The 22,585-nt window shown below is 62.5% G+C and carries 20 protein-coding genes and 1 riboswitch; of the genes, 7 read left to right on the top strand and 13 right to left on the bottom strand.

Annotated elements, in window-relative coordinates:
* Positions 1-4: 4 nt before the first annotated feature.
* The 4 genes from metK (at position 5) to RYH70_RS01245 (ending at position 4,247) form a co-directional block, all read left to right on the top strand.
* On the top strand, positions 5-1,153 hold the full coding sequence (gene metK / locus RYH70_RS01260; protein WP_026948383.1) for a methionine adenosyltransferase: 1,149 nt from the start codon (positions 5-7) through the stop codon (positions 1,151-1,153).
* A 16-nt stretch (positions 1,154-1,169) separates the two neighbouring features.
* A riboswitch (S-adenosyl-L-homocysteine riboswitch) is annotated at positions 1,170-1,247 on the top strand.
* Between the two features lie 20 nt (positions 1,248-1,267).
* Entirely contained in the window at positions 1,268-2,656 is a 1,389-nt protein-coding gene (ahcY, locus tag RYH70_RS01255) for an adenosylhomocysteinase (RefSeq protein WP_022997069.1), read from the top strand.
* A gap of 135 nt (positions 2,657-2,791) precedes the next feature.
* Entirely contained in the window at positions 2,792-3,619 is an 828-nt protein-coding gene (metF, locus tag RYH70_RS01250) for a methylenetetrahydrofolate reductase [NAD(P)H] (RefSeq protein ID WP_026948382.1), read from the top strand.
* Positions 3,620-3,779: 160 nt separating this feature from the next.
* The gene (locus RYH70_RS01245) at positions 3,780-4,247 is read left to right on the top strand and encodes an aminoacyl-tRNA deacylase (protein ID WP_022997071.1); all 468 of its coding nucleotides are present in this window, start codon (positions 3,780-3,782) and stop codon (positions 4,245-4,247) included.
* Positions 4,248-4,282: 35 nt separating this feature from the next.
* On the opposite strand, the gene RYH70_RS01240 is transcribed toward RYH70_RS01245, so the two are convergent.
* Complete coding sequence (locus tag RYH70_RS01240; protein WP_317009650.1) at positions 4,283-5,155, bottom strand: LysR family transcriptional regulator; 873 nt, start codon at positions 5,153-5,155, stop codon at positions 4,283-4,285.
* A 156-nt stretch (positions 5,156-5,311) separates the two neighbouring features.
* Here RYH70_RS01240 and RYH70_RS01235 point away from each other — a divergent pair, with 156 nt between their 5' ends.
* Together RYH70_RS01235 and fghA are read left to right on the top strand one after the other, a co-directional pair.
* On the top strand, positions 5,312-6,421 hold the full coding sequence (locus RYH70_RS01235) for an S-(hydroxymethyl)glutathione dehydrogenase/class III alcohol dehydrogenase (protein WP_022997073.1): 1,110 nt from the start codon (positions 5,312-5,314) through the stop codon (positions 6,419-6,421).
* A 60-nt stretch (positions 6,422-6,481) separates the two neighbouring features.
* Positions 6,482-7,333 (top strand): S-formylglutathione hydrolase, encoded by an 852-nt coding sequence (gene fghA / locus RYH70_RS01230; RefSeq protein ID WP_022997074.1) that lies wholly within the window; start codon positions 6,482-6,484, stop codon positions 7,331-7,333.
* A 148-nt stretch (positions 7,334-7,481) separates the two neighbouring features.
* On the opposite strand, the gene RYH70_RS01225 is transcribed toward fghA, so the two are convergent.
* Both RYH70_RS01225 and RYH70_RS01220 read right to left on the bottom strand, forming a co-directional pair.
* Positions 7,482-8,831 carry an amidohydrolase gene (locus tag RYH70_RS01225; protein ID WP_022997075.1) on the bottom strand — a complete coding sequence of 450 codons (1,350 nt, stop codon included), beginning with the start codon at positions 8,829-8,831 and terminating at the stop codon, positions 7,482-7,484.
* A gap of 122 nt (positions 8,832-8,953) precedes the next feature.
* A complete protein-coding gene (locus tag RYH70_RS01220; RefSeq protein WP_022997076.1) occupies positions 8,954-10,240 on the bottom strand; it encodes an MATE family efflux transporter in 1,287 nt (428 codons plus the stop codon).
* 413 nt (positions 10,241-10,653) lie between these two features.
* Between RYH70_RS01220 and RYH70_RS01215 the strand changes: the two genes are divergently transcribed.
* Positions 10,654-11,598, top strand: a complete 945-nt coding sequence (locus tag RYH70_RS01215; RefSeq protein WP_233917054.1) for an IS110 family transposase — start codon at positions 10,654-10,656, stop codon at positions 11,596-11,598.
* Between the two features lie 114 nt (positions 11,599-11,712).
* Here RYH70_RS01215 and codA read toward each other — a convergent pair whose 3' ends face one another.
* The 10 genes from codA to RYH70_RS01165 all read right to left on the bottom strand — a co-directional run bounded on the left by codA (position 11,713) and on the right by RYH70_RS01165 (position 22,476).
* A complete protein-coding gene (gene codA, locus RYH70_RS01210) occupies positions 11,713-12,969 on the bottom strand; it encodes a cytosine deaminase (RefSeq protein WP_022997077.1) in 1,257 nt (418 codons plus the stop codon).
* A gap of 36 nt (positions 12,970-13,005) precedes the next feature.
* Positions 13,006-14,262: a cytosine permease gene (gene codB / locus RYH70_RS01205; RefSeq protein ID WP_022997078.1), complete on the bottom strand. Its 1,257-nt coding sequence runs from the start codon at positions 14,260-14,262 to the stop codon at positions 13,006-13,008.
* Positions 14,263-14,321: 59 nt separating this feature from the next.
* Positions 14,322-15,437: a hypothetical protein gene (locus tag RYH70_RS01200; RefSeq protein ID WP_022997079.1), complete on the bottom strand. Its 1,116-nt coding sequence runs from the start codon at positions 15,435-15,437 to the stop codon at positions 14,322-14,324.
* Between the two features lie 181 nt (positions 15,438-15,618).
* Positions 15,619-15,900 carry a pyrimidine/purine nucleoside phosphorylase gene (ppnP, locus tag RYH70_RS01195; RefSeq protein ID WP_022997080.1) on the bottom strand — a complete coding sequence of 94 codons (282 nt, stop codon included), beginning with the start codon at positions 15,898-15,900 and terminating at the stop codon, positions 15,619-15,621.
* A 133-nt stretch (positions 15,901-16,033) separates the two neighbouring features.
* Positions 16,034-16,819, bottom strand: a complete 786-nt coding sequence (locus RYH70_RS01190; protein ID WP_063140197.1) for a hypothetical protein — start codon at positions 16,817-16,819, stop codon at positions 16,034-16,036.
* On the bottom strand, positions 16,819-17,979 hold the full coding sequence (locus tag RYH70_RS01185; protein ID WP_317009649.1) for an AI-2E family transporter: 1,161 nt from the start codon (positions 17,977-17,979) through the stop codon (positions 16,819-16,821). Before RYH70_RS01185 ends, RYH70_RS01190 begins: the two co-directional genes overlap by 1 nt.
* Positions 17,980-18,064: 85 nt before the next feature.
* Positions 18,065-19,033 (bottom strand): calcium/sodium antiporter, encoded by a 969-nt coding sequence (locus tag RYH70_RS01180; RefSeq protein WP_022997083.1) that lies wholly within the window; start codon positions 19,031-19,033, stop codon positions 18,065-18,067.
* A gap of 131 nt (positions 19,034-19,164) precedes the next feature.
* Positions 19,165-19,740 (bottom strand): 16S rRNA (guanine(966)-N(2))-methyltransferase RsmD, encoded by a 576-nt coding sequence (rsmD, locus tag RYH70_RS01175; RefSeq protein ID WP_026948376.1) that lies wholly within the window; start codon positions 19,738-19,740, stop codon positions 19,165-19,167.
* On the bottom strand, positions 19,715-21,127 hold the full coding sequence (locus RYH70_RS01170; RefSeq protein WP_022997085.1) for a M16 family metallopeptidase: 1,413 nt from the start codon (positions 21,125-21,127) through the stop codon (positions 19,715-19,717). Before RYH70_RS01170 ends, rsmD begins: the two co-directional genes overlap by 26 nt.
* Positions 21,127-22,476 (bottom strand): M16 family metallopeptidase, encoded by a 1,350-nt coding sequence (locus tag RYH70_RS01165; protein ID WP_317009648.1) that lies wholly within the window; start codon positions 22,474-22,476, stop codon positions 21,127-21,129. Before RYH70_RS01165 ends, RYH70_RS01170 begins: the two co-directional genes overlap by 1 nt.
* Positions 22,477-22,585 lie beyond the last annotated feature (109 nt).

Here is a 22,585-nt window from a genome sequence, read left to right as displayed (position 1 = left end):
GGTAATGAGTGAATACAGCATCTTTACCTCCGAGTCGGTCTCCGAAGGCCACCCGGACAAAATGGCCGACCAGATTTCCGATGCGATTCTGGACGCCATCATCGCCGACGATCCCCACGCCCGCGTGGCCGTGGAAACACTGGTGAAAACCGGTATGGCGATTGTCGCCGGGGAAGTGCGCACCAATACCTACGTTGAATTGGAAGACATCGTCCGCCAGGTGATCCTGGACATCGGTTACGACAGCTCCGATGTGGGCTTCGACGGCGCCAGCTGCGCCGTGCTCAACGGTATCGGCAAACAGTCCGCGGACATCGCCATGGGCGTGGATGAGGCGGACAATAAAGACCTCGGCGCCGGCGACCAGGGTCTGATGTTCGGCTACGCCACCAATGAAACCGACACGCTGATGCCGGCACCGATCTATTTCTCTCACCGTCTGGTGGAGCGCCAGGCGCAACTGCGCAAGAACGGCACCCTGCCGTGGCTGCGTCCGGACGCCAAGAGCCAGATCACGCTACGCTACGAAAACGGCCAGCCGGTAGCGGTGGAAGCGGTGGTACTGTCCACCCAACACGCTCCGGAGATCAAGCTGAGCGATCTGCGCGAAGCGGTGCTGGAAGAGATCATCAAACCGGTGCTGCCGGCGGACTGGCTGCACAAGGATACGCTCTACCACATCAACCCCACCGGCAACTTCGTCATCGGCGGCCCGATGGGGGATTGCGGGCTGACCGGACGCAAAATCATCGTCGACACCTACGGCGGCATGGCGCGCCACGGCGGCGGTGCTTTCTCCGGCAAGGATCCGTCCAAAGTGGACCGTTCCGCCGCCTACGCCGGCCGCTATGTGGCCAAGAATATCGTCGCCGCCGGCCTCGCCGACAAGTGCGAGATTCAGGTGAGCTACGCCATCGGCGTGGCCGAGCCCACCTCCATCTCCATCAACACTTTCGGCACCGGCAAGATCAGCGACGACAAGATCGCGCAACTGGTACGCGAGCACTTTGATCTGCGTCCGCGCGGCATCATCGAAATGCTCGACCTGCGCCGTCCGATCTACCGCCCCACCGCCAGCTACGGCCATTTCGGCCGGGAAGGCTTCAGCTGGGAAAGCACCGACAAGGCGGACGCGCTGAAGAACGCGCTCTGACGACGAACTCCGCCACTCCCCCGAGGGGCGCTGCAGCGGCGAGGGCCGCGAGGCTCGGGGGAACGGCGCGACATTTCAACGGCGCCCATTCGCTAACCACGAATGGAGAGAGCAATGAACGCACAACCGGAAACGTTGCAGGATTACAAGGTCGCGGATATCTCCCTGGCCCAGTGGGGCCGCGCGGAAATCGAGATCGCGGAAACCGAGATGCCGGCGCTGATGGCGATCCGCGATAAGTATCGTGCCGAGCAGCCGCTGAAAGGCGCCCGCATCATCGGCTGTATTCACATGACCATTCAGACCGCGGTGTTGATCGAAACGCTGAAGGAACTGGGCGCGGAAGTGCGCTGGTCCAGCTGCAACATTTTCTCCACCCAGGATCACGCCGCCGCCGCCATCGCCGCCGCGGGTGTGCCGGTGTTCGCCTGGAAGGGCGAGACCGAGGAAGAGTACATGTGGTGTATCGAACAGACCTGCCGCGACGGTAACGGCAATCTGTGGGACGCCAACATGATTTTGGACGACGGCGGCGACCTGACCGCCTATATTCACGATACCTACCCGGAGATGCTGGATAACATCCACGGCATCACCGAGGAAACCACCACCGGCGTGCATCGTCTGTATGACATGCTCAAGAAAGGCACCCTCAAGGTACCGGCGGTGAACGTGAACGACTCCGTCACCAAGAGCAAGAACGACAACAAGTACGGTTGCCGTCACTCGCTCAACGACGCCATCAAACGCGGCACCGACCACCTGCTCTCCGGCAAGAAAGCACTGGTGGTGGGCTACGGTGACGTGGGCAAGGGCTCCGCCCAGTCCCTGCGCCAGGAAGGCATGATCGTCAAAGTGACCGAGATCGACCCGATCTGCGCCATGCAGGCCTGCATGGACGGCTTTGAAGTGGTGAGCGCTTATAAAAATGGCGTCAACGACGGCACCGCCGCCTCCATCAATACCGATCTGCTCGGCAACACCGATCTGCTGGTCACCACCACCGGTAACTTCAACGTCTGTGACGCCAACATGCTCAAGGCGCTGAAGAAAGGCGCGGTGGTGTGCAACATCGGCCATTTCGACAATGAAGTGGACACCGCCTTCATGCGCAAGACCTGGGAATGGGAAGAGGTGAAGCCCCAGGTCCACAAGGTATGGCGCGACAAAGCGAAGGGCGACTTCCTGCTGCTGCTTTCCGAAGGCCGCCTGGTGAACCTGGGTAACGCCACCGGCCACCCCAGCCGGATCATGGACGGCTCCTTCGCCAACCAGGTACTGGCCCAGATGTACTTGTTCGATCAGGGCTACGCCAACCATTCCGACGCGGTAAAGGAAAAGATGCTGAAGGTGGAAGTGCTGCCCAAGCATCTCGACGAAGAAGTGGCCATGTACATGGTGCAGGGCTTTGGTGGCGTGGTGACCAGGCTGACCGCCGAACAGGCCGACTACATCGGCGTCAGCGTCGACGGCCCGTACAAGCCGGATCATTACAAGTACTAAAGGCGTCGGACGCCGAGGGCCGGACGCAAACAACAAATCGCCGTCCTTTTCTGTATGAAAAGGTCTGTATGAACAGGACCGCGATGGTTTGCGCCCGGCATCACGCGTCAGGCGCCTCGCAATGCGAGGCACCGAATGAAACGCATCAGTTTCGAGTTCTTCCCACCGAAAACGGATGAAGGACGTACCAAACTGCTGACCACACAGCAAAAGCTGCTGGCGAAGAAGCCGGCTTTTTTTTCCTGCACCTTCGGCGCCGGCGGCTCCACCCGTGACAACACCCGTGAAATGGTCGGCAAACTGCGCGAGCAGCACGCCGATACCGCGCCACACCTGAGCTGCATCGGCCAGAGCCGGGAGGAAATCCTGGAGTTGGTGCGCGGTTACCGTGACAGCGGCGTGCGCCGTATCGTCGCTCTGCGCGGCGATCTGCCCTCCGGCATGGGCTACGCGCAAAGCGAAGTGAAATACGCCGATGACCTGGTCCGCCTGATCCGCGAGGAAACCGGCGACCATTTCACTCTGGAAGTGGCCGCCTATCCGGAAATGCACCCGCAGGCGCGCAGCTTCGAGGACGACATCGCTCACTTCAAACGCAAGATCGATGCCGGTGCCAACAGCGGGCTGACCCAATACTTCTATAACGCCGACGCCTACGGCTACTACATGGACGCCCTGCGCCGCACCGGCTGCGACGCTCCGGTCTACCCGGGCATCATGCCGATCCTCAATGTGGCCAATCTGATCCGCTTTTCCGGTGTCTGTGGCGCCGACATTCCACGCTGGCTGCGCAGCAAGCTGGACGACATCAAGGACGATGAGCAGGCGGTGAAAGCCTTCGGCGAGGAAGTGGTGACGCGCTTGTGCGAGCGCCTGCTGGCCATGGGCGCGCCGGGCCTGCACTTTTACACCATGAACCAGGCCCAGGCGAGCCTGCGCATTCTGGACAATCTGGGCCTGTAATCCCGCCCCGCCCCCGGAGGCGGCTTCGGCCGCCCCTCGCGGGCTCATGCCCCGCGGTTGTATGCCGATATGCCCATATAGCCCAACGGTATTTTCCCCACCGGCCCGCCCTTCCTATTCTGGAGGAAACACGGTTTTCGCTACCGGCAGGAGGTGCATCATGGCCGTACGCGCTTTGACCGAGTTGCTCGACAGCAACCAGGTGAACTACCACTGCTATAACCATCCCCCCACCGCCACCGCGGCGCAGACCGCGCAATCCACGCACATCCCCGGTGATCACATGGCGAAAACGGTGATCGTGTCCGTGGATGGCGAGCTGGCCATGGCGGTCTTGCCCGCCAATGAGTATGTGGACCCGGACCGTCTGCGCCAGGCCCTGGGCGCCCGCCATCTGTCCCTGGCCCGGGAAGATCAGTTCAGGGACCGTTTCCCACTCTGCGAAGTGGGCGGCGAACCGCCGTTCGGCCCCCTATACAACATGCGCGTCTTCATTGATGAAAGCCTGCTCAAGCAGGACTGGCTGGCGTTCAATGCCGGCTCCCATACGGAGGTGATCAAGATGGGCATGGGGGATTTCCTCAAATTGAGCCGACCGGAATCCATCTCCTTCGCCATGCGTCACTGAAGGAGCAGGGAGGTGCAGACAGCCAGGGAGCGGCGCTAGCGAATCCGGTTCTCGATGAGGAAATCGACGAATTGACGCACCTTGGGCGACAGGTGCCGGTGGCGGGGATAAACCACCCACACCGCGGTGTGGGCACAGGCGTATTGGTCCAATACCGACACCAGCCGCCCGGAGGCCAGATCTTCTTCCACGTAGTAATCCGGTAACTGCGCCAGCCCCAGCCCCTTGCGCACCGCGTCAAGCAACGCCAGGCCGGAGTTGGCACGCCAGCCGCCCTGGACCCGTTGGGTGCGATGCTGACCCTCCACATCGAAGGTCCAGTGATCCAGGGAACCGTGCAGGCAATTGTGCGCCGCCAGTTCCCCCAGAGTATGGGGGCGGGCGTGCCGTTCGAAATACTCCGCCGAGCCAACAATGTACTCCCGGCGGTCGCACAGGCGCCGGGCGATCAAGGACGAATCCGGCAGGGCACCGGTGCGGATCGCCACATCGAAGCCTTCATCAACGATATCCACACGGCGGTTGGTGAACTCCATATGGACTTGCAAACGGCTGTGTCGCGCGAGGAAGTCATTAACCACCGGCGCGATGTACTTCTCACCGAAGGTGGAAGCGCAGGTCAGCCGCAGCACCCCGGAAGGTTGTTGCTGATAGTCACCAATCGCCGCCAGGGCCTCCTGGAAACCGTCGAATAACTGGGCGCAGTGCTCGAAATACACCGAACCCGCATCGGTGAGCTTCAAGGTCCGGGTGGTACGGTACAAGAGCTGGGTTTGCAGCTGGGTTTCCAGGCGTGCCACCAGCCGGCTGACATGGGAACTGGACACCCCCAATCGCTTGGCGGCACCGGCAAAGGACCCGCGTCGCACCACTTCCACGAACGCCTCGATACGATCCCAATGCTGCATTGTTGCTCCCAGGCAATAATCAATTGCGCCATAATGCCTTAATCCTCCCCTCGGCGCTGCACTACACTGCCAGCATCCTCTGATAATCACGGGAACGGCTGGTCCCTCCGCCAGCCCCCCGCGAATCGTGCACCCAGCCTGGAGATGGAGAGAAACATGAAATCAAGAGCCGCCGTAGCCTGGGAAGCAGGCAAGCCCCTGGTGATCGAGGAAGTGGACGTGGCCGGCCCGAAGGCCGGTGAGGTGCTGGTGAAAATTGCCGCCACCGGCGTCTGCCACACCGATGCCTACACCCTTTCCGGCACCGATCCCGAAGGTCTGTTTCCCTCCATCCTCGGCCACGAAGGCGCCGGTGTGGTGCAGGAGGTGGGCGAAGGCGTCACCGGCCTGAAACCCGGTGACCATGTCATTCCGCTGTACACCGCCGAGTGCCGCAAGTGTAAGTTCTGCCTCTCCGGCAAGACCAACCTGTGCCAGGCGGTACGTGCCACCCAGGGCCAGGGCCTGATGCCCGATGGCACCAGCCGGTTCTCCCATAAAGGCAAGATGCTGCACCACTACATGGGCACCAGCACCTTTTCCGAATACACCGTGCTGCCGGAGATTTCCCTGGCCAAGGTGAGCAAGGAAGCGCCGCTGGACAAAATCTGCCTGCTCGGCTGCGGCATCACCACCGGTATCGGCGCGGTGCTGAACACCGCCAAGGTGGAGCCCGGCTCCACTGTGGCGGTGTTCGGTCTCGGCGGCATCGGCCTGGCCGTTATCCAGGGCGCGGTGATGGCCAAGGCGGAACGTATCATCGCCATCGACATCAATCCGGAAAAAGAAGCCCTGGCCCGTCAGTTCGGCGCCACCGAGTTCGTCAACCCGAATGACCACAGCGCTTCCATCCAGGAAGTGATCGTCGAACTCACCGACGGCGGCGTGGACTACTCCTTCGAATGCATCGGTAACGTCAATGTCATGCGCTCCGCGCTGGAGTGCTGCCACAAAGGCTGGGGCGAATCGGTGGTCATCGGTGTCGCCGGCGCCGGCGAGGAAATCAGCACTCGCCCGTTCCAACTGGTCACCGGCCGTGTCTGGAAGGGCTCCGCCTTTGGCGGAGTGAAGGGCCGTACCGAGCTGCCCGGCTATGTGGAACGCTACATGAAGGGCGAAATCATGATCGATGAATTCGTCACCCACACCATGCCGCTGGACGAGATCAACACCGCCTTTGACCTGATGCATGAAGGCAAAAGCATTCGCTCGGTGATTCTCTACTAAAGTATCTGTTGGCCGGAGAGGCCCGGCGTGCCCGGCCTCTCCCACGAAGGAGGGAAAACGATGTCCGACGAGCTGGAGCTGATCTCCGCCACCAAGTCCTTCGGCGGCTGGCTGAAACGCTACAAGCATCGCAGTGAAGCGCTGCACTGCGAAATGATCTTCGCCATCTACCTGCCACCGGCGGCGGAAGAAAAATCCGTGCCTTTGCTGTGGTGGTTGTCCGGCCTCACCTGCACCGACGAAAACTTCATGCAGAAAGCCGGCGCCCAGCGCATAGCCGCGGAGCTGGGCATTGCCATCGTCTGTCCGGATACCAGCCCCCGTGGCACCGATCTCCCCGGAGAACACGATCGCTATGATTTCGGCTCCGGCGCCGGCTTCTATATCAACGCCACCGAATCCCCCTGGAACCGGCACTACCATATGTACGACTACGTTACCGGGGAGCTGCCGGCGCTGCTGGAAGCGCACTTCCCGCTGAATGGCAAGGCGGCCATCAGCGGCCACTCCATGGGCGGGCATGGCGCTTTGATCTGCGCCCTCAAGAACCCAGGGCGTTACACTTCGGTGTCCGCGTTCGCCCCGATCTGCAACCCGAGCCAGTGTCCCTGGGGCGAGTCCGCGTTCAGCGGATATTTAGGTAAGGATCAGACCAACTGGCGGGAATGGGATGCCTGTGAACTGGTAAAAAGCCGTGGCAGCAATCTGGCGTTGATGGTTGATCAGGGGGACGCCGATAATTTCTACCAGGACGGACAGCTGCGGCCGGAAGCCTTACAGGCCGCCTGCAAGGAAGCGGAAGTGCCGCTGACATTGCGCATGCAACCCGGTTACGACCATTCCTATTTCTTCATCGCCAGCTTTATCGACGACCATTTGCGCTATCACGCGCATCATCTGCGCAGCGCCTGAAGGGTCAAACAGGATCGCGGCTCGTGGGCCAGGACACGAAGCCACTGTAGGAGCTTGCCTGCAAGCGAATCGGCTTTCGACCCAAACAATTCGCTTGCAGGCAAGCTCCTACAGCAGCGCCCTAGTGGGGTTTGGCTGACCCGCGGTATCAGCCCTTCGGCTTCAACGAATCCAGCAGCAGCATGCTGCCGGCTTTCACCGCGGTGGTGATCGCCAGCGCCGGGTTCTTGATCTCGAACTTCGGGTTATGGTTCAGCGGTGGCAGCTTACCGGTTTCCATGTAGACCTTGGTCACGTCCGGAGCGCCCCCGCCCACTTCCATGAACAGCGTCTTGGTATTCTCCAGACCGGATACCAGCAGCGGAAAATCCTCGGACCCCATTACCGGCGGGAAGCCCGGCATCAGCGCCTTCTCACCCAACACCGAGGCCAGCACCGGCTTGGCCCAGTCCACCAGGGCTTCATCGTTATAGACCGGCTCGGCGTACCCTTTCATGGTGTATTCCGGCATACGGTCCTCGGGGACTCCGGCAGCCTTGGCCAGACCGTTGGTTTCCCGTTTGATCGCACTGATCAGTTGTTCGCGCACCGGCTTCTCGTACCAGCGCAGGTTCAGCTTGAGCACGCCGTTATCCGGAATCACGTTGTTGGCCTCACCGATCTGAACACTGCCCACGGTCAACACCGCCGGCTGTTGCGGATCCACATTACGGCTGACAATGGTCTGGTAGGCCATCACCGAACGAGCTCCCAGCACCACCGGATCAACAGTGTGCTGCGGCGAGGAGCCGTGGCCGCCGACGCCATGCAGGGTCACATCCAGAGCATCTGAGCCAGCCATGCGGCGGCCAGCGCGCACCGCCACCGTGCCCGATGCCCAGATCGGGAAGACGTGGGCGGCGATCAGCAATTCCGGCTCGGGCACCTTGTCGTAAAGCCCGTCGTCCACCATGGCCTGGGCGCCTTCGATCAACTCTTCCGCCGGTTGCGCCACCAGCACCAGGGTGCCGGACCAGTCCTTGCGGGTTTCCTTCATCACCTTGGCGATCCCCAACAACCAGCTGACATGACTGTCATGGCCACAGGCGTGCATGACATAGGTCTGGCTGCCGTCGGGCAGGGTCACCTGCTTGTCGCTGGCATAAGGCAGATCGGTGTCTTCCTTCACCGGCAGCGCATCCATATCGCTGCGGAACATGACCACCGGACCGTCACCGTTCTCGAGCACCGCGGCGATGCCGGTACCGCCGATACCGGTGTGCACCTTATACCCAAGCTTGTTGAGGCGCTTGGCCACCATGGCGGCGGTCTCGGTTTCATGGAACCCCAGTTCCGGATTGGCATGCAGATGCTTGAAGGTCTTTTCCAGGTCGCCGCTCTGGGCTTCGGCCAGCTGCTGCACCCGTTCCACCAGACCGGTATCGGCGGCATGAACAGCAGTGCCCGCCAACAGCACGGCGGCGGCCAGAGGGGCTCGGATCGCGGATCTCAGGTTCATGGTCTCTCCTTGTGCACTTTCTTATGTTCTTGTGATACGCCAACAGGCATCCGAACACTTTTCCCCATACCGGCGGGCCTGCCAAGTGCAAAAGACGACGAATTTTTGAAGAAAGCCGGACTTCAGGCCTCAGACGTCCGGCCGACAAGCTTCGGCGCCACCGCGCCCCGGTACATTCGCCAGGCCATCACCCCAGCCAATCCATTGCCCAGGGCCGCCCCCAGAGCGAGGCCAGTGAAACCGGCCAGCACCGATCCCAACCACAGCAGGGGGAGATAACAGGCGAACAGGCGCAGGAACGAGATCCCCATGGCCCGCCAGGGCCAGCCCAGGGCGTTGCTGGCCGAAACCACCAGCATACAGACCCCCAGCAGGCCATAACTGGGCGGCAGGACGCGAATCAGGACAGTAAGGGTGTCCCGCACTTCCCCGCTGGCCACCAGTGCCGACGCCAATGGCCGTGCCGCCAGGGCGAAGACCACGCCCAGCGCCAGCTGCCAGAACAGCACCATGCGCGCCGCGCTGGCCATCAGCCGCTCCACCTCGGCCCAGTTGCCGGCACCGTAACAACGGCCCAGCCAGGGCGGCAACGCCATGGTCATACCCAGCACCAGGACGATGGAAAAGCTCTCCAGACGGCTGGTCAGCCCCCACGCCGCCACCGCGCTTTCGCCGAGGCGCGCCACCAGGCCGGTGGCCAGCATCGAGGCCAGTGGCGGCATTAACTGGCTGATCATGGCCGGGCCGGCGATATGGGCGAACGGCAGCGCCGAGGCACGCGCTTCCCGCCAGGCCCCCACCCGCTCCAGCCAGCCACGGCCGCGCAGCGCCCAGGCCACCACCAGCACACCGCAGCCAAACGCCAGCAAAGACGCCCAGGCGGCGCCGATAAGCCCCAGCCCCGGCCAGGGGCCGATGCCGAAGATCAGTAACGGGTCCAGACACAGGTTGATCAGGCTGGTGAGCACCATCATGGTGCCGGGAAAACGGGTATTACCGTGCGCCCGGAACAGGCTGTAGCCAAAGTACGCCAGGGCGCCCAGCCAGGACGCCACCACCTGCACGGTCCAGAATGGCCGGATCAGCTCACGAATCGACTCACTGGCGCCGAGCAGAGAGAAAGCCGGTTCCTGCACCAGCCACAGCAGCGCCAGTAACAACGCCATCAGCCCGCCACCGCCGGCCAGCACCAGCAATCCCAGGCGCCCGGCCCGATGTGATTCGCCGGCGCCGATGGCACGGGAGATCAGCGCGGCGATGGCGATGCCCACGCCGACCTGCACGCCAATGCTGAGAAACACCAGCGGGAAGGTAAACGACTGCGCCGCCAGCGGCTCGGTGCCCAGGCGGGCAACAAAAACGCTGTCCACCAGATTGAACCCCAGCAGCGACATCACGCCCAGGGTCATCGGCCAGGTTTGCCGCCATATTTGGCGTGTCAGAGACTGTGATTGCACGAATCGGTCAAGGGTTGAGAGTCAGGTTGTCGCTGTTGATCAGCCCTTCCCACGGGAGGGGCTACGAAGCCACTGTGGGAGCTTGCCCGCAAGCGAATTCTTCAGAAGCGAGTCCAATTCGCTTGCGGGCAAGCTTGTATGGTTTCCCGGCAAGTCTTAGAAGGAGAAGACTTGTCGGGGTGGAGGGACCAGGCAAGCTTCTGACCCTAGGGTACAGACTGTGGGAGATATGGCCCCACCCCGCACCTTCAAACGCCGATAAGGAATCCATCGGCTGAGCGCACACTCAGACCGACGATACTCTGCAAGCCAGCGTGACGGTGCGCCCCGACAAGCCCATTTAACCTAGCTGACAGGGGTGCCCCATGGCAATGCCGGCAAGCCGCCCGGAGATCGGGATCGACGTTGCGAAAGATGACCTGGTGATTCACCTCCAGGGCCTGAACCAAACCTTCACCATCGACAACACGCCCCAAGCCATTCGCCAATGGCTGGCCACCCTCCCCGAGGGCTGCGATATCGCCATTGAGGCGACCAGCACCTATCACATGGACATTACCGAGCGCGCACACGCCAAGGGGCATCGGGTCTATGTGGTGGACGGTTACCGCCTCAGCAACTACCGCAAAGGCGTTGGAGGGCGGGCCAAGACGGATCTGGCCGATGCCCAGTTGCTGGCCCGCCATCTGCACAAGGAGAAAGACGAGTTACGCCCGTGGAGCCCGCCCCCAAAGGCGTACCGGATGCTGCAGAGCCTGCTGCGTCGCCGGGCCGCCTTGGTTAAGGCCCGCACGGCATTACGTCAGAGCCTGAGCGGAGAACCGGAGCTCAAGGCCCCTCTGCGTGCCCTGATCGCCAAAATGGACCGGATTGACTCTCTGATCCAGAAACGGCTCAAGAGCGCGGTGAGCGCCGCCGGCTTACAGACTCAGGTCCAACGCTGCGACGCGATCGACGGGGTCGGCGAGATCACCGCCACCGCCTTGGTCATGGCCTTCCTGAGAGGGGACTTCAAGAACAGCGATGCTTTCGTTGCCTTCCTGGGGCTGGATGTCCGAGTCCGCGACTCCGGCAAACTCACAGGCAAGCGTAAGCTGACCAAGCAAGGGGATACGGAGGTCAGGCGACTGCTGCACTGTGCCGCCATGAGTGCGTCTCGACACCCGGTCTGGCGCGCCTTCTATCAGCGCTATCGGGACCGGGGACTGCACACCACGCAAGCCTTGGTGATCCTGGCCCGGAAGATCGCTCGCACCGCCTTCGCCCTGATGAAGCAGCAACAAGAATATTGCCCCGCAAAGCTCTTCTAAGCATTGCAGGGCACCATAGAATCTCCCACAGCGGCCTTGTAGTTGCCTTTGTCGTGTGCGTGCCAGCGAATCGCGGAAGCGGTGAGCAAGAGTAGCACAGATTCCCGGCGCGGATTATTCCGCGCCGGGCAGATAGGCGGGCGTCAGCAGGCGGGAAGGTTCGCGCTCCATGATCACTTTGCCGCCGCGCACCGAGAGCAGCACCTCGCCCTGACGCCGCAGCACCGAATAGTCGTCTTCGCCATCGAGCAGAATGAAATTACCCGGCTTACCCACGGCGATGCCGTAGCGGTCATGGATGTTCAGGGTTCGCGCGCTGTTGTCGGTGATCAGGTCCAACGCCCGGCTGAAATCCTGATAGCCCATCATGTGGCAGATGTGCAGCCCGAAATCCAGCGTTCGCAGCAAACTGCCGTTGCCGAGGGAATACCAGGGGTCAAAAATGGAGTCCTCGCCGAAGCACACATTGATGCCCGCCGCGTTCAGTTCTTTCACCCGGGTCAGGCCGCGCCGTTTCGGATAATTATCAAAACGCCCCTGCAAATGCAGGCTCTCGGTGGGACAGGAAATGAAGTTGATGCCGGACTGCTTGAGCAACCGGAACAGCTTGGAGCAATAGGCGTTGTCATAGGAATGCATGGCGGTGGTGTGGCTGGCGGTGACACGCCCGCCGAGCCCGTTGAACAGCGCCTCGCTGGCCAGCACTTCCAGGAAACGGGAATTGGGATCGTCGATCTCGTCGCAGTGAACGTCCACCAGCCGGTCATAACGGATCGCCAGTTCGATGACTTTCTTCATCGAGGCGTTGCCCAGCTCCTGGGTGAACTCGAAATGGGGAATGCCGCCGACCACGTCGGCGCCGATTTCCAGCGCCTGCTCCATGCGCTCCAACCCGCCCGGGCTGGACAGAAGCCCCTCCTGGGGAAACGCCACCACCTGCAGGTCGATATAGTCCTTCAATTCATCGCGTAGTTCGCACAACGCCCGCAGCGCCACCAGGTCCGGATCGGTGGTGTCGGCGTGGGTGCGGATGTGCTGCACACCCCGTCCCACCAGCAGTTCCATGGTGCGTAGCGCGCGCTGGCGCACGTCCTCGTTGCTGAGCATGGGGCGCCGTTCGCTCCAGCGCTCGATGCCTTCGAACAGGGTGCCGCTCTGGTTCCAGGCCGGTTCACCGGCGGTAAAGGCCGCGTCCAAATGGATGTGCGGTTCCACCAGAGGCGCACAGGCCAACCGTCCCTGACCATCCCGCTGCCCCTGTGCCGCCGCCACCGAACCCGGCTGGCGCTCGATGGCGGCGAAGCGCCCCTCCTCGATACGCAAAGTGTACAGATCAGGTTGCTGACGCAGACGGACGTTGACGATTTCCATGATCACTCCAAAAACGGGCTCAAGGCTGAAAAAAGCTCACGATTGCTCCGGGACGCCCTCCGCCGCTGGAAACAGGCGGGAAATCAGGGCATGGGCCAGGAAGGCCACCCCCACCCCGACCACCGGCGGCAATACCGGCGAGCTCCAGGCCGCCAGGGCGCCGAGAGCGTAGGCGCCCAGACCAGACCATTGGAAAGCCGGCAATACCGTACCCTCCAGAGAAGGGTATTGGCCGCGGAAACGCACCCAGAAGTCGGCCATGATCACCCCGCCCAGCGGCGGAATGAAGGTGCCGAGCAGGATCAGGAACGGCACCAGCAGATCGTACATGCCGAACACCGCCAGCAGCGTACCAATACCGGCCCCGGCGACGGTTACCACACGACGCCGGTCGGTGCGCAGCAGATTGCAGCCGGCCACCGAGAAGTTATAGATGGTATTGTCCTGAGTGGTCCAGATGTTCAGGAACAGCATCAACAGCGCCAGCACCACGAAGCCCTGGGTAATCATCACGTCGACGATATCGGCCTGCTGGTAAATCAGCGTGCCCATGGCGCCGACCAGCACCATCAAACCGTTGCCGAGGAAGAACGCCGCCAGGGTGGCGATCACCGCGATACGGCCATTGCGGGCAAAGCGGCTCCAGTTGGTCGCCATGGTACCGCCACTGACAAAAGTGCCAATCACCACCGTGATGGCGGCGGCGAAGCCCATATCACCGCCGCCGGCGCGAGCGCTCAGCGCCTCGAATCCGCCCACATCGACCACGCCCCGGTAGAGGCTGACACCGATGAACAGCAGCATGGCCGGCACCGCGAACCGGGACAGCCAGTCCAGCCCGCGATACCCCACCATGGCGGTGACACAAAAACCAAAGCCGAACACCACCATCAACGGCAACTCCAGCCATTGCGGCAGCGGCGTCATCTTCACCAGAGCAATGGCGATGGTGGCGGTACCCCAGGCGTACCAGCCGATCTGGGTAAAGCCCAGCAAGCAGTCAGACAGCTTGCTGCCCTTCTCCCCGAAACAGTAGCGCCCCATCAGCACGGTGTTCAGTCCGCTGCGGCAGGCAATATAGGCCAGCGCGGCGGCGTAGGCTCCCAGCAGCAGGTTGCCCACCAGGATCACCATGAGCAGTTCAGGGAACGAGAACGCGGTCCCCAGGTTGCCGCCGGCCCACATGGTGGCGGTGAAGAACGTGAAGCCGAGCAGCACCACCGAGGTGGACAGCAACCCCTTACGCTGGTCCTCGGGAACAGCGCTCAGCGGGTAATCATCGGATGAGGACATGACAAACTCCGTGACTATGAGGAAAACACGGAGCCTGGCCGTGCAACCTGCGGGCCAAATCAGTTCGCGGGCCGGCGGCCCAGCAGAGGATGCAGGCGATCGGCGCAACGACCGCTCTCCACCAGTTGCAAAAATTCATCTCCCAGGCGCCGGCTTTCATCGATGGCCATGCGCCAATAGCGTTCACGGCCGGCGTCATCATCGAGATAACGCTTGAAGTCGGTGCGATCCGGCAGCTTGCCATGCGGCAGGCTGGCCAGATACTGCGGTGACGGCGACACCAATACGGTGCGGGACAAACGCCCGGGGTCGCCATTGCGCCAGCGCAGCGGCTTGTCGAACCAGCCGGGAATCACCCGGTCGGTGAAATGCGGATACAACACCAGCCCTTCCGTGCGGTACGGCAAGTCCAGATGGTAATCGAGCATGCCGCCATCCCGGTAGACGCCTGGCGGGGCCCCGGGAATATCCCGCACCCCTTCCAGCACCATGGGAATGGCGGCGCTGGCCAGCAGGGCGGCACGCAGGTTGTCGGCGGTCAATGGCACATGGTGGGTGGCGAAATCCGCCAGCGGCGCCAACGGCAGGTTGTCCTGGCCACCGGTGTAGACCAGGCCACGCTCCATGAAAGCACCCAGCGCCCGGCGGCTCAGTAAATTACCGCCAATCACTCCGGCCAGTCCCAACCCCAACCCCAGGCCGCCGTCCCGTGTCATCAGGCCACGGCTGCGGATCACCACCACCACCAACCGATAGTCCGGGTTGTCGAGGATGGTGTGGTCCTGCTCATCAAGCAGCTCGGAGAGCATGGCGGCACAACGGCGGGTGACTTCGTGGGCGGTAATGCCTTTGGGGAAACGCTGGCGGGTATACAGCTCCGCCAGCCGCGCCAGCGCCCCGGAGCGCGCGGCGCCATCCTTGCCACTGGCCACGGCGGCGAAGCGCCAGCTGCCGATGGAGGCCCCGATCAAGGTGCGCCGGCGCGGCGCCCGCGACAAAAAGTCGCCGAAAATAGCCTGATCCAGACCAGCAATCCCGATTCCCTTGGGCCCGCCGGCGGCACCGGGCAGCACCTCGATGTCTTCCGCGCGCAGCCCATGCTCGCGGATGTGCGCGATGGCCTCATCACCGGCACGAAGGATCAGGGCCGGTTCGCGGGTATGGATAGCGGGCACCGTCAACTCCTGGCGTTGGAAAGCAGGGAATACTAATCAGAATGGGGAGGTGGGGCAAAAGTAGCGGAGCATGGGGCGAGCACTTCCACACGCCGATTCGCTGGCAAGCCAGCTTCCCACAGCGGCTCCGTAGTACCCCTCCGTGGGAAGCTGGCTTGCCAGCGAATACAGCGTTTTTCGATCAGCCGTACAGGCACAGATAAGCGGTATCCACCGCCACTTTCACCTGGAAGCGCTGATCGGCCTCCACTTCGAAGGTCTCGCCGGCGGCGTAGGTGCGCCAGTCCTCCGCGCCCGGCAGCTGCACGGTAAGGGCACCGCTGACCACGGTCATGGTTTCGTGCTGGCTGGTGCCGAACTCGTAGTCGCCCGGGGCCATGACGCCGACGGTGGCGGGCTTATCCTCGGTCTGGAAGGCAATGGACGCCACCTTGGCATCGAAATACTCGTTAACCTTGAACATCGACGGTCTCCACGGAACGGGATGGGAACAGGATCAAAGGAGCGCGAGTATATACCGGAGCCGGGCGGGCGCCATAGCGGGACCCTGCCCGCAGGCGCCACGGCAAATCCGTGGACAGTGGAGCGAACCGGAATCAGGGATTCCGGTCGTGTTCGTGGCAGTACAGCACCAGTTGACCGTCGTCGGCGTCTTGGTAACTCAGCGGGAAGTTCAGGGGGTCACTGAACGCCAGGATGGCATCGTAGCTGCGGCCACCATTCATGGCGCAGTCCACCCGGGTGATACGGCGCTCCGGGGAAACGCCGTTAACCAGCACCTCCATATTCAGGCGCCCGCTGTTCATGGTCTGGTAACCAGTGACATCACCACGCTGCAGATCCGTACCGAAAGCATTGTCGTCACCGTTGACGCGTACATCGATGGAAAACGCATCGGAAAACGTCACCGTGTTGATCACCCGGAAGCGCACCGTGCCGCTGGCTACCTCGCTGATTTCCTGATTCAGCAACTGGACCTGAGCGGCGCCCGTGGTGAGATCACCGTAGGACACCAGGGTGTAACCGGTATCGTTGGCCAGACGCAGGCGCTGCTGGAACAGGGTCGAACCGTTGCCGCTGACGCCGGTCATCTGCACGCTGTTGTCCTGATTGTCGTTGGAGTCATCGATAGTGACTTCCAGGCTCGATCCCTCGGCTTCACCGGAATAGCCCTGGCCGGTGATGCTTTCATCATCGATGGTCAGATCCACGGTCAGCGCGGTCTGATCGGCGTTGCCGTTATGCGTGATCTGGTTGTAGTAGTACACCGTGGCGCTGGACCGGAAGCGACCACCGCCATCACCATCCTCGTCCTCGCAACCGGACATGGTCATGGCCATCAAGAAAGGCAGCAGCATGGGCAGCAGCAGGAATTTCATCATTATCCCTCGTTATCACCGTTGTCGTCCTTATTTCCCCCCGGAATCCGGACTTCGGCTTCCGGCACCGACTGTTCCTCAGTGGACCCGTCCGCGGCGGCCAGGTTCCCGTTTTCACCGGCGCCCACATTGAACTCCTGAATGAAAATTTGCCAGAACGAAACGAACAGGCCCGCCAGCAACGGCCCCAGGGCGAAGCCGGTGATACCGAACAACGTCAACCCGCCCAGGGTGGAGAACAGTACCAGATAGTCCGGCAACTTGGTGTCCCGACCCACCAGGACCGGGCGCAGCAAATTATCCACCAGCCCGATGACGAATACACCGAACAACACCAGAATCAGCGCCTCGGTGACGTCTCCGACAGCGTACATATAAAGCGCCACGGGCACCCAGACCAGACTGGCCCCCAGGGCCGGAATCAACGACAGCAGCGCCATCACCACCGCCCACAACACCGCCGCCGGCATACCCAGGATCCAGAAGATCAGGCCCCCCAGTGCCCCCTGTATCACCGCGATAACCAGGTTGCCCTTCACCGTGGCGCGGGTCACTTCAGCGAATTTGCTGAAGATCATCCGCTCCCGGTCATCGCCCAGCGGCAACGCCCGGATCAACAGGTTCACCAGCGCGGGGCCGTCGCGCAGCAAAAAGAAGGTGAGATACAGCATCAGGCCGAGATTGACGAAGAACTGGAACGTATTCTGCCCCACATCCAGCGCCCGCTTGGCCAGGAACTGGCCGGCGGCCTTCAGGCCCGACATCAACTGCGCGCCCAGATCGGAGAAGTCCACTCCCAGGCGCTGCAGCCAGTAATGGGCGGAGGGGAAGGCCACCTCCAGTTTTTGCAGGTAGCTGGCCGGATCGAATTCGCCCTGTTGCACGCGGTCATATACCGCCAGCCCTTCTCGAATGAAGGACGCCGCCACCACCAGAACCGGGATCACCACCACCACGATGCTCAACAGCAGGGTGATCATGGCGGCCAGATTGCGCCGCCCCGGCCAGCGCGCCAACAGGCGCCGCTGCATCGGAAAGAAGATCAGCGCCACCGCGAAGGCCCAGAACACCGGCGCATAAAAAGGGCGCAGCAGCAACAGGAAGGCCACCGTCACCAGAATCAGAAAAGCCAGAAAAGACTGCTGCTCCAGACGCTCACGCATTCCGTTGTCCTCTTTTCACCGCGGATTTCACGGCGGGGCGGCGTCCCGGCGCCGGTCTTCTCCCCTCACCAGTATTGTGACGGCATCACGGTACCATGGTGGTAACCAGATAACCGGTGTAGGCCAGATAAATAACCAGCAACGCCGAGCCTTCCAGACGGTTGATCCGTCCCCGCCCGCGGAAGCCGTACCCGAACACGAACAACAGCAGGGTCAGGCCGGTCATCACCGCCCAGTCCCGATAAAGCACCGCCGGTTCCACCGCCACCGGATGGATCGCGCCGGCGATCCCCACCACCGCCAGGGTATTGAACAGGTTGGAGCCTAGCACATTGCCCAGCGCCAGATCGTGCTCGTTTTTGCGGATGGCCACCAGGCTGGAGGCCAATTCCGGCAAGGAGGTGCCAATGGCCACCACGGTCAGACCGATGATCAGATCGCTAACCCCCAGCGCCTGGGAAATTTCCACCGCTCCCCAGACCAGCAGACGGGAACTGAGCACCAGCAGGACCAGCCCCAGCACCAGCCAGAACAGAGCGCGCTTCTTGCTCATCGGATGGGTGAAGGCTTCCTGGTCCACATCCCCACCCAGAGGGTCGCCTTCCCCCCGCATACCTTGGTAGATGGACCAGCCCATCAGCGCCGCGAAGACCAACAACAACACCGCCGCATCGATACGACTCACCAGATCGTCATAGATCAGCGCGGCGGACAGCAGGGTGATCACCAGCAGTATCGGCAGCTCTTTACGCAACACCGAGGAATGCACGGCGATCGGACTGATCGCCGCCACCAGGCCGAGGATCAAAGCGATATTGGTGATGTTGGAGCCGTAGGCGTTACCCAATGCCAACCCCGGATTGCCATCCGCGGCGGCCAGGGCGGATACCACCATTTCCGGCGCCGAGGTGCCAAAACCGATCACCACCATGCCGATCAGCAAGGACGGCATGCCCGCGTAACGGGCCGTGGTGGCGGCACCATCAACAAACCGGTCAGCACTCCAGACAAGAACAATCAGGCCGGCAACCACTGCCGCCACGGCAAGCCACATACTCTTTCCTCAGTGTTTTTGAAACCTCGCGCTCCCTTCTTCCATGAAGAGGACCGCTGCTATTCGCAGTTCGCTGGCACGCCGCAATTCCGGGTCACCACAGCGGCCTTGTAGCGCCCTTATCCCAGTCATCACTCCCGCTGGAACAGCCGGGCCAGCACATCACCGCCGCTTTTTTCCTTCAGCAGCCGCCAGTTCTCCGGCACTTCCGGCGCTCCGTCCTGGCGCCGGGATTCGACGTAGATCAACGCCTCCGGCATCAGCAGCTTGAGCGCCTCCAGGGCGCGGCAGGCGGGTTCCGCCAGCCCCAGATCATAGGGCGGGTCAACGAACACAAGATCAAAGCGCTCCGCCGTCCTCGGCAACCATTTCAAAGCGTCGGCGCACTGTATCACCACCCGCTCCCCGAACAAGGGGCGCAGTTGGCGGGACAGGTCGGAACAGCGCTCCTTTTTTTTCTCCACCAGGATGGCACGCTCGGCACCTCGGCTCAGCGCTTCCGCGCCCAGAGCTCCGGAGCCGGCGAACAGATCCAGCACCCGGGCCCCGGACAGCTCCCATTGCAACCAGTTGAACAGGGTCTCGCGCAGGCGGTCCCCGGAGGGGCGCAGATCGCCCCCCTGGTCGACGAAGTGCAGACGGTGGCCACGAAATTCGCCACCGATGATCCGCACCTGCCCTTTACTGGTCTTTCCCTTGGCTTTCATTACTTTCGACCGTTTGCATGGCGGGCAGGGCGGGCGCTTCCGGGCCGATACTGACAATCGCCAGATGATCCGGATCCACCGCCTTCCGCATTGCCGCCTGAATGTCCGCCACGGTCAGATCCCGCACCTGCTGGTTGAACCGTTGCAGATAGTCCAGAGGCAGATCGTAGAAGCCGATGGCGCCGAGCTGGCCGATGATATCGCTGTTGTCGGCGGTTTCCAGTGCCATGCCGCCAAGAATGTTGTCCTTGGCCATGGTCAGTTCCTCCTCACTGGGCCCTTCGGCGATGAAGCGGCGGATTTGATCCAGGGTCAGAGCGAGCGCATCGCTGGCATTATCGTTGGCGGTTTGTAGTTGTACCGTGAACGGGCCGCCGGCGGCCATGGGCTTGAAATAGCTGGAGATACCATACACATAGCCACGCTTTTCACGCACCTCCTGGGTAAGCAGAGAAGCAAAGCCACCGCCGCCGAGAATGTAATTGCCCACATACAAGGCGACATGGTCCGGATCACCACGCCAGGTGGCCTGGTTGCCGAGCAGAATATGGGTCTGGGTGGACGGAAAAGTCAGATGTTCCACTTTGCGGGCGGACAGCGTCCTGGCGCGGGGCAACGCCGGCGCCGCGCCGCCTTGTGGCAAAGCATCGCTGAGACGCTGGGCGATCCGCTCGGCCTGTGCCCGGCTGACATCGCCAACCAGGGCGATGACGGTATTGCCGGCGGTGTAATAGCGCTGGTGGTAATCCACCAGATCCTGACGCTGAATACGCGGCAGGCTCTCCAAGGTGCCACCCTCCGCATGCCCATAGGGATGATCGCCGAACAGCAGCTTCTGGTATGCCTTCTGAACCTGCGGGCCCGGCACCTGCCGCTCCATTTTCAGTCCCTGCAGCATCTGGGTGCGAATGCGCTCCAGAGCGTCCCGCGGGAAAGTGGGCTGGCCCGCCACCCGCGCCAGCAGGGTCAGAGCCGGGTCCCGCCATTGCGGCTCGGACAGGGTACGCAGGCTGATCACGGCCATGTCCTGGTAACTGCCAGAGGAAAACTGCGCGCCCTTGTCCTCGAACCCCCGGGCGATATCGTCCACGCTCAACCCCTGGGCCCCCTCGCCAATCAGCGCGCTGGTCATGGCCGCCAGCCCCGGCAGATCGCCGTCACGGGCGCCTCCGGCGTTCATTACCAGACGCACATCCAGCATGGGCAGCGCCTCGCTCTGGACGAACATCACCCGGGCGCCTCCGGAGGTATGCCAGGACTGGATATCCAGCTCCGGCGCCGCCGGCTCCGCCTGGCGCACCTGCCGCTCCGAGGCGGGGAAGCTGGCGCAGCCGGCCAACAACCACGCGCACATCACACTCCAAATCGCTACTTTCATCGCGCGCATTATTGTTCCTCCGGCTGTGCATTCTCTGGCTGCGCCTTCTCTGGCAACACAAAGGCGGTGGTGCGGCGCTCATCCACCAGCCACCGGCGGGCGGCGTCCCGCACATCCTCGGCGGTGACCTTGGCAAGGTTGGCCTCGAACTCGCCGGCCAGCCGCCAATCCAGACCCAGTGTGCTCAGCATGCCCAGTTCCATGGCCTGGCCCATCACCGAATCCCGCTGATACACCTGGCTGGCGGTGACACTGGCGCGCACCCGTTCCATTTCCCGCGCACTGGGCGGCGTTTCGGCCAGGGCACGGATCTGATCCAGCAAGGCCTGTTCCAACTGCTCCAGGGTTACCTCCGGATTGGGCGTGGCGGTGAAGGTGAAGGTCCCACTGCCCCGCTGCAAACCGCTGTAACCAGCGCCGGCGCCAGCGGCCAGACGCTGCCCCCGCACCAGTTCCGTTTCAATGCGGGCGCTGAGGCCGCCATCCAGAACCCCGGCCAGCATGGTCAGGGTATAGAACGCTTTCTTGTCCTCGGCGGTGGTCAGCGACGGCACGTTATAGGTCATGTAAAGGGCCGGCACTTTTACCGGCAGACGCAGGGACAGGCGCCGCTCTCCGGCGGGCGGCTCGAGACTGAGTTTCGGCCTTGGCGGCGTCTCCCCGGCCGGCAGCTTGGCGAAAAAGCGTTGTACCAGTGGCCGTACCTGTTCCTCGGTGACGTCGCCGGCAATCACCAGGGTGGCGTTGGACGGCACGTAATAGCGCTGGAACCAGCTGCGCGCCTGCTCCGGTTGCAGCTGGGCCAGCAGGTCGCGCCAGCCGATGATCGGGTGGGCGTAACCGGTGCCGGGCCGCGCCACCGCCTGGAACTTCTCCCAGGCCAGAGCATTGGGGTTATCGTCGGTGCGCTGCCGGCGCTCCTCCATCACCACCTGCAGCTCACGATGGAACTCCTGGTCGTCGATCTCCAGATTCTTGAGGCGCTCCGCTTCCAGCTCCAGCGCCAGGGGCAGACGCGAGGACTCATACTGCTGGAAATAAGCGGTGTAATCGTAACTGGTGAAGGCGTTGTCGCTACCGCCAAAGCGGGCCACGATCCGTGAGTATTCTCCCGGTCCCAGATGTTTGGTGCCTTTGAACATCATGTGCTCAAGCAGATGGGCCAGCCCGGTTTCATGGGGGGCCTCGTCGATACTGCCCGCCTTGAACCAGATCATCACGGTGATCACCGGCGCCCGGTGATCCTCGCGCACCAGCACGCGCAGACCGTTATCCAGACTGAATTCGTGGGTCGGCAAGTCCGCCCGGGCCAGGGATGACAACATCCCCAACACTAACGCTACCACCAGGATTCTCATCAAACGTCCTCTCATACTCTGATCGGAAATGCCGGACTCACACCACCAGCGCGCCGGCTCCCCCCCTTATTCACCAACGGCCGGTTGGGCAGCGGCCGCCATACCGCGT

The organism is Alloalcanivorax xenomutans, assembly GCF_032810065.1.
Classification (GTDB): domain Bacteria; phylum Pseudomonadota; class Gammaproteobacteria; order Pseudomonadales; family Alcanivoracaceae; genus Alloalcanivorax; species Alloalcanivorax xenomutans.
This window is presented reverse-complemented; position numbering and strand designations above follow the sequence as displayed.

Excerpts from the sequence above, each read along its gene's own strand:
- codA (WP_022997077.1), bottom strand. The coding sequence starts at position 12,969 with ATGGAAATCGTCAACGTCCGTCTGCGTCAGCAACCTGATCTGTACACT.
- RYH70_RS01190 (WP_063140197.1), bottom strand. The coding sequence starts at position 16,819 with ATGATGAAATTCCTGCTGCTGCCCATGCTGCTGCCTTTCTTGATGGCC.
- fghA (WP_022997074.1), top strand. The coding sequence starts at position 6,482 with ATGTCCGACGAGCTGGAGCTGATCTCCGCCACCAAGTCCTTCGGCGGC.
- metK (WP_026948383.1), top strand. The coding sequence starts at position 5 with ATGAGTGAATACAGCATCTTTACCTCCGAGTCGGTCTCCGAAGGCCAC.
- RYH70_RS01215 (WP_233917054.1), top strand. The coding sequence starts at position 10,654 with ATGGCAATGCCGGCAAGCCGCCCGGAGATCGGGATCGACGTTGCGAAA.
- RYH70_RS01165 (WP_317009648.1), bottom strand. The coding sequence starts at position 22,476 with ATGAGAATCCTGGTGGTAGCGTTAGTGTTGGGGATGTTGTCATCCCTG.
- RYH70_RS01185 (WP_317009649.1), bottom strand. The coding sequence starts at position 17,979 with ATGCGTGAGCGTCTGGAGCAGCAGTCTTTTCTGGCTTTTCTGATTCTG.
- RYH70_RS01220 (WP_022997076.1), bottom strand. The coding sequence starts at position 10,240 with ATGACCCTGGGCGTGATGTCGCTGCTGGGGTTCAATCTGGTGGACAGC.
- RYH70_RS01235 (WP_022997073.1), top strand. The coding sequence starts at position 5,312 with ATGAAATCAAGAGCCGCCGTAGCCTGGGAAGCAGGCAAGCCCCTGGTG.
- codB (WP_022997078.1), bottom strand. The coding sequence starts at position 14,262 with ATGTCCTCATCCGATGATTACCCGCTGAGCGCTGTTCCCGAGGACCAG.
- rsmD (WP_026948376.1), bottom strand. The coding sequence starts at position 19,740 with ATGAAAGCCAAGGGAAAGACCAGTAAAGGGCAGGTGCGGATCATCGGT.
- RYH70_RS01245 (WP_022997071.1), top strand. The coding sequence starts at position 3,780 with ATGGCCGTACGCGCTTTGACCGAGTTGCTCGACAGCAACCAGGTGAAC.
- ahcY (WP_022997069.1), top strand. The coding sequence starts at position 1,268 with ATGAACGCACAACCGGAAACGTTGCAGGATTACAAGGTCGCGGATATC.
- RYH70_RS01170 (WP_022997085.1), bottom strand. The coding sequence starts at position 21,127 with ATGCGCGCGATGAAAGTAGCGATTTGGAGTGTGATGTGCGCGTGGTTG.
- RYH70_RS01180 (WP_022997083.1), bottom strand. The coding sequence starts at position 19,033 with ATGTGGCTTGCCGTGGCGGCAGTGGTTGCCGGCCTGATTGTTCTTGTC.
- RYH70_RS01240 (WP_317009650.1), bottom strand. The coding sequence starts at position 5,155 with ATGCAGCATTGGGATCGTATCGAGGCGTTCGTGGAAGTGGTGCGACGC.
- metF (WP_026948382.1), top strand. The coding sequence starts at position 2,792 with ATGAAACGCATCAGTTTCGAGTTCTTCCCACCGAAAACGGATGAAGGA.
- RYH70_RS01225 (WP_022997075.1), bottom strand. The coding sequence starts at position 8,831 with ATGAACCTGAGATCCGCGATCCGAGCCCCTCTGGCCGCCGCCGTGCTG.
- ppnP (WP_022997080.1), bottom strand. The coding sequence starts at position 15,900 with ATGTTCAAGGTTAACGAGTATTTCGATGCCAAGGTGGCGTCCATTGCC.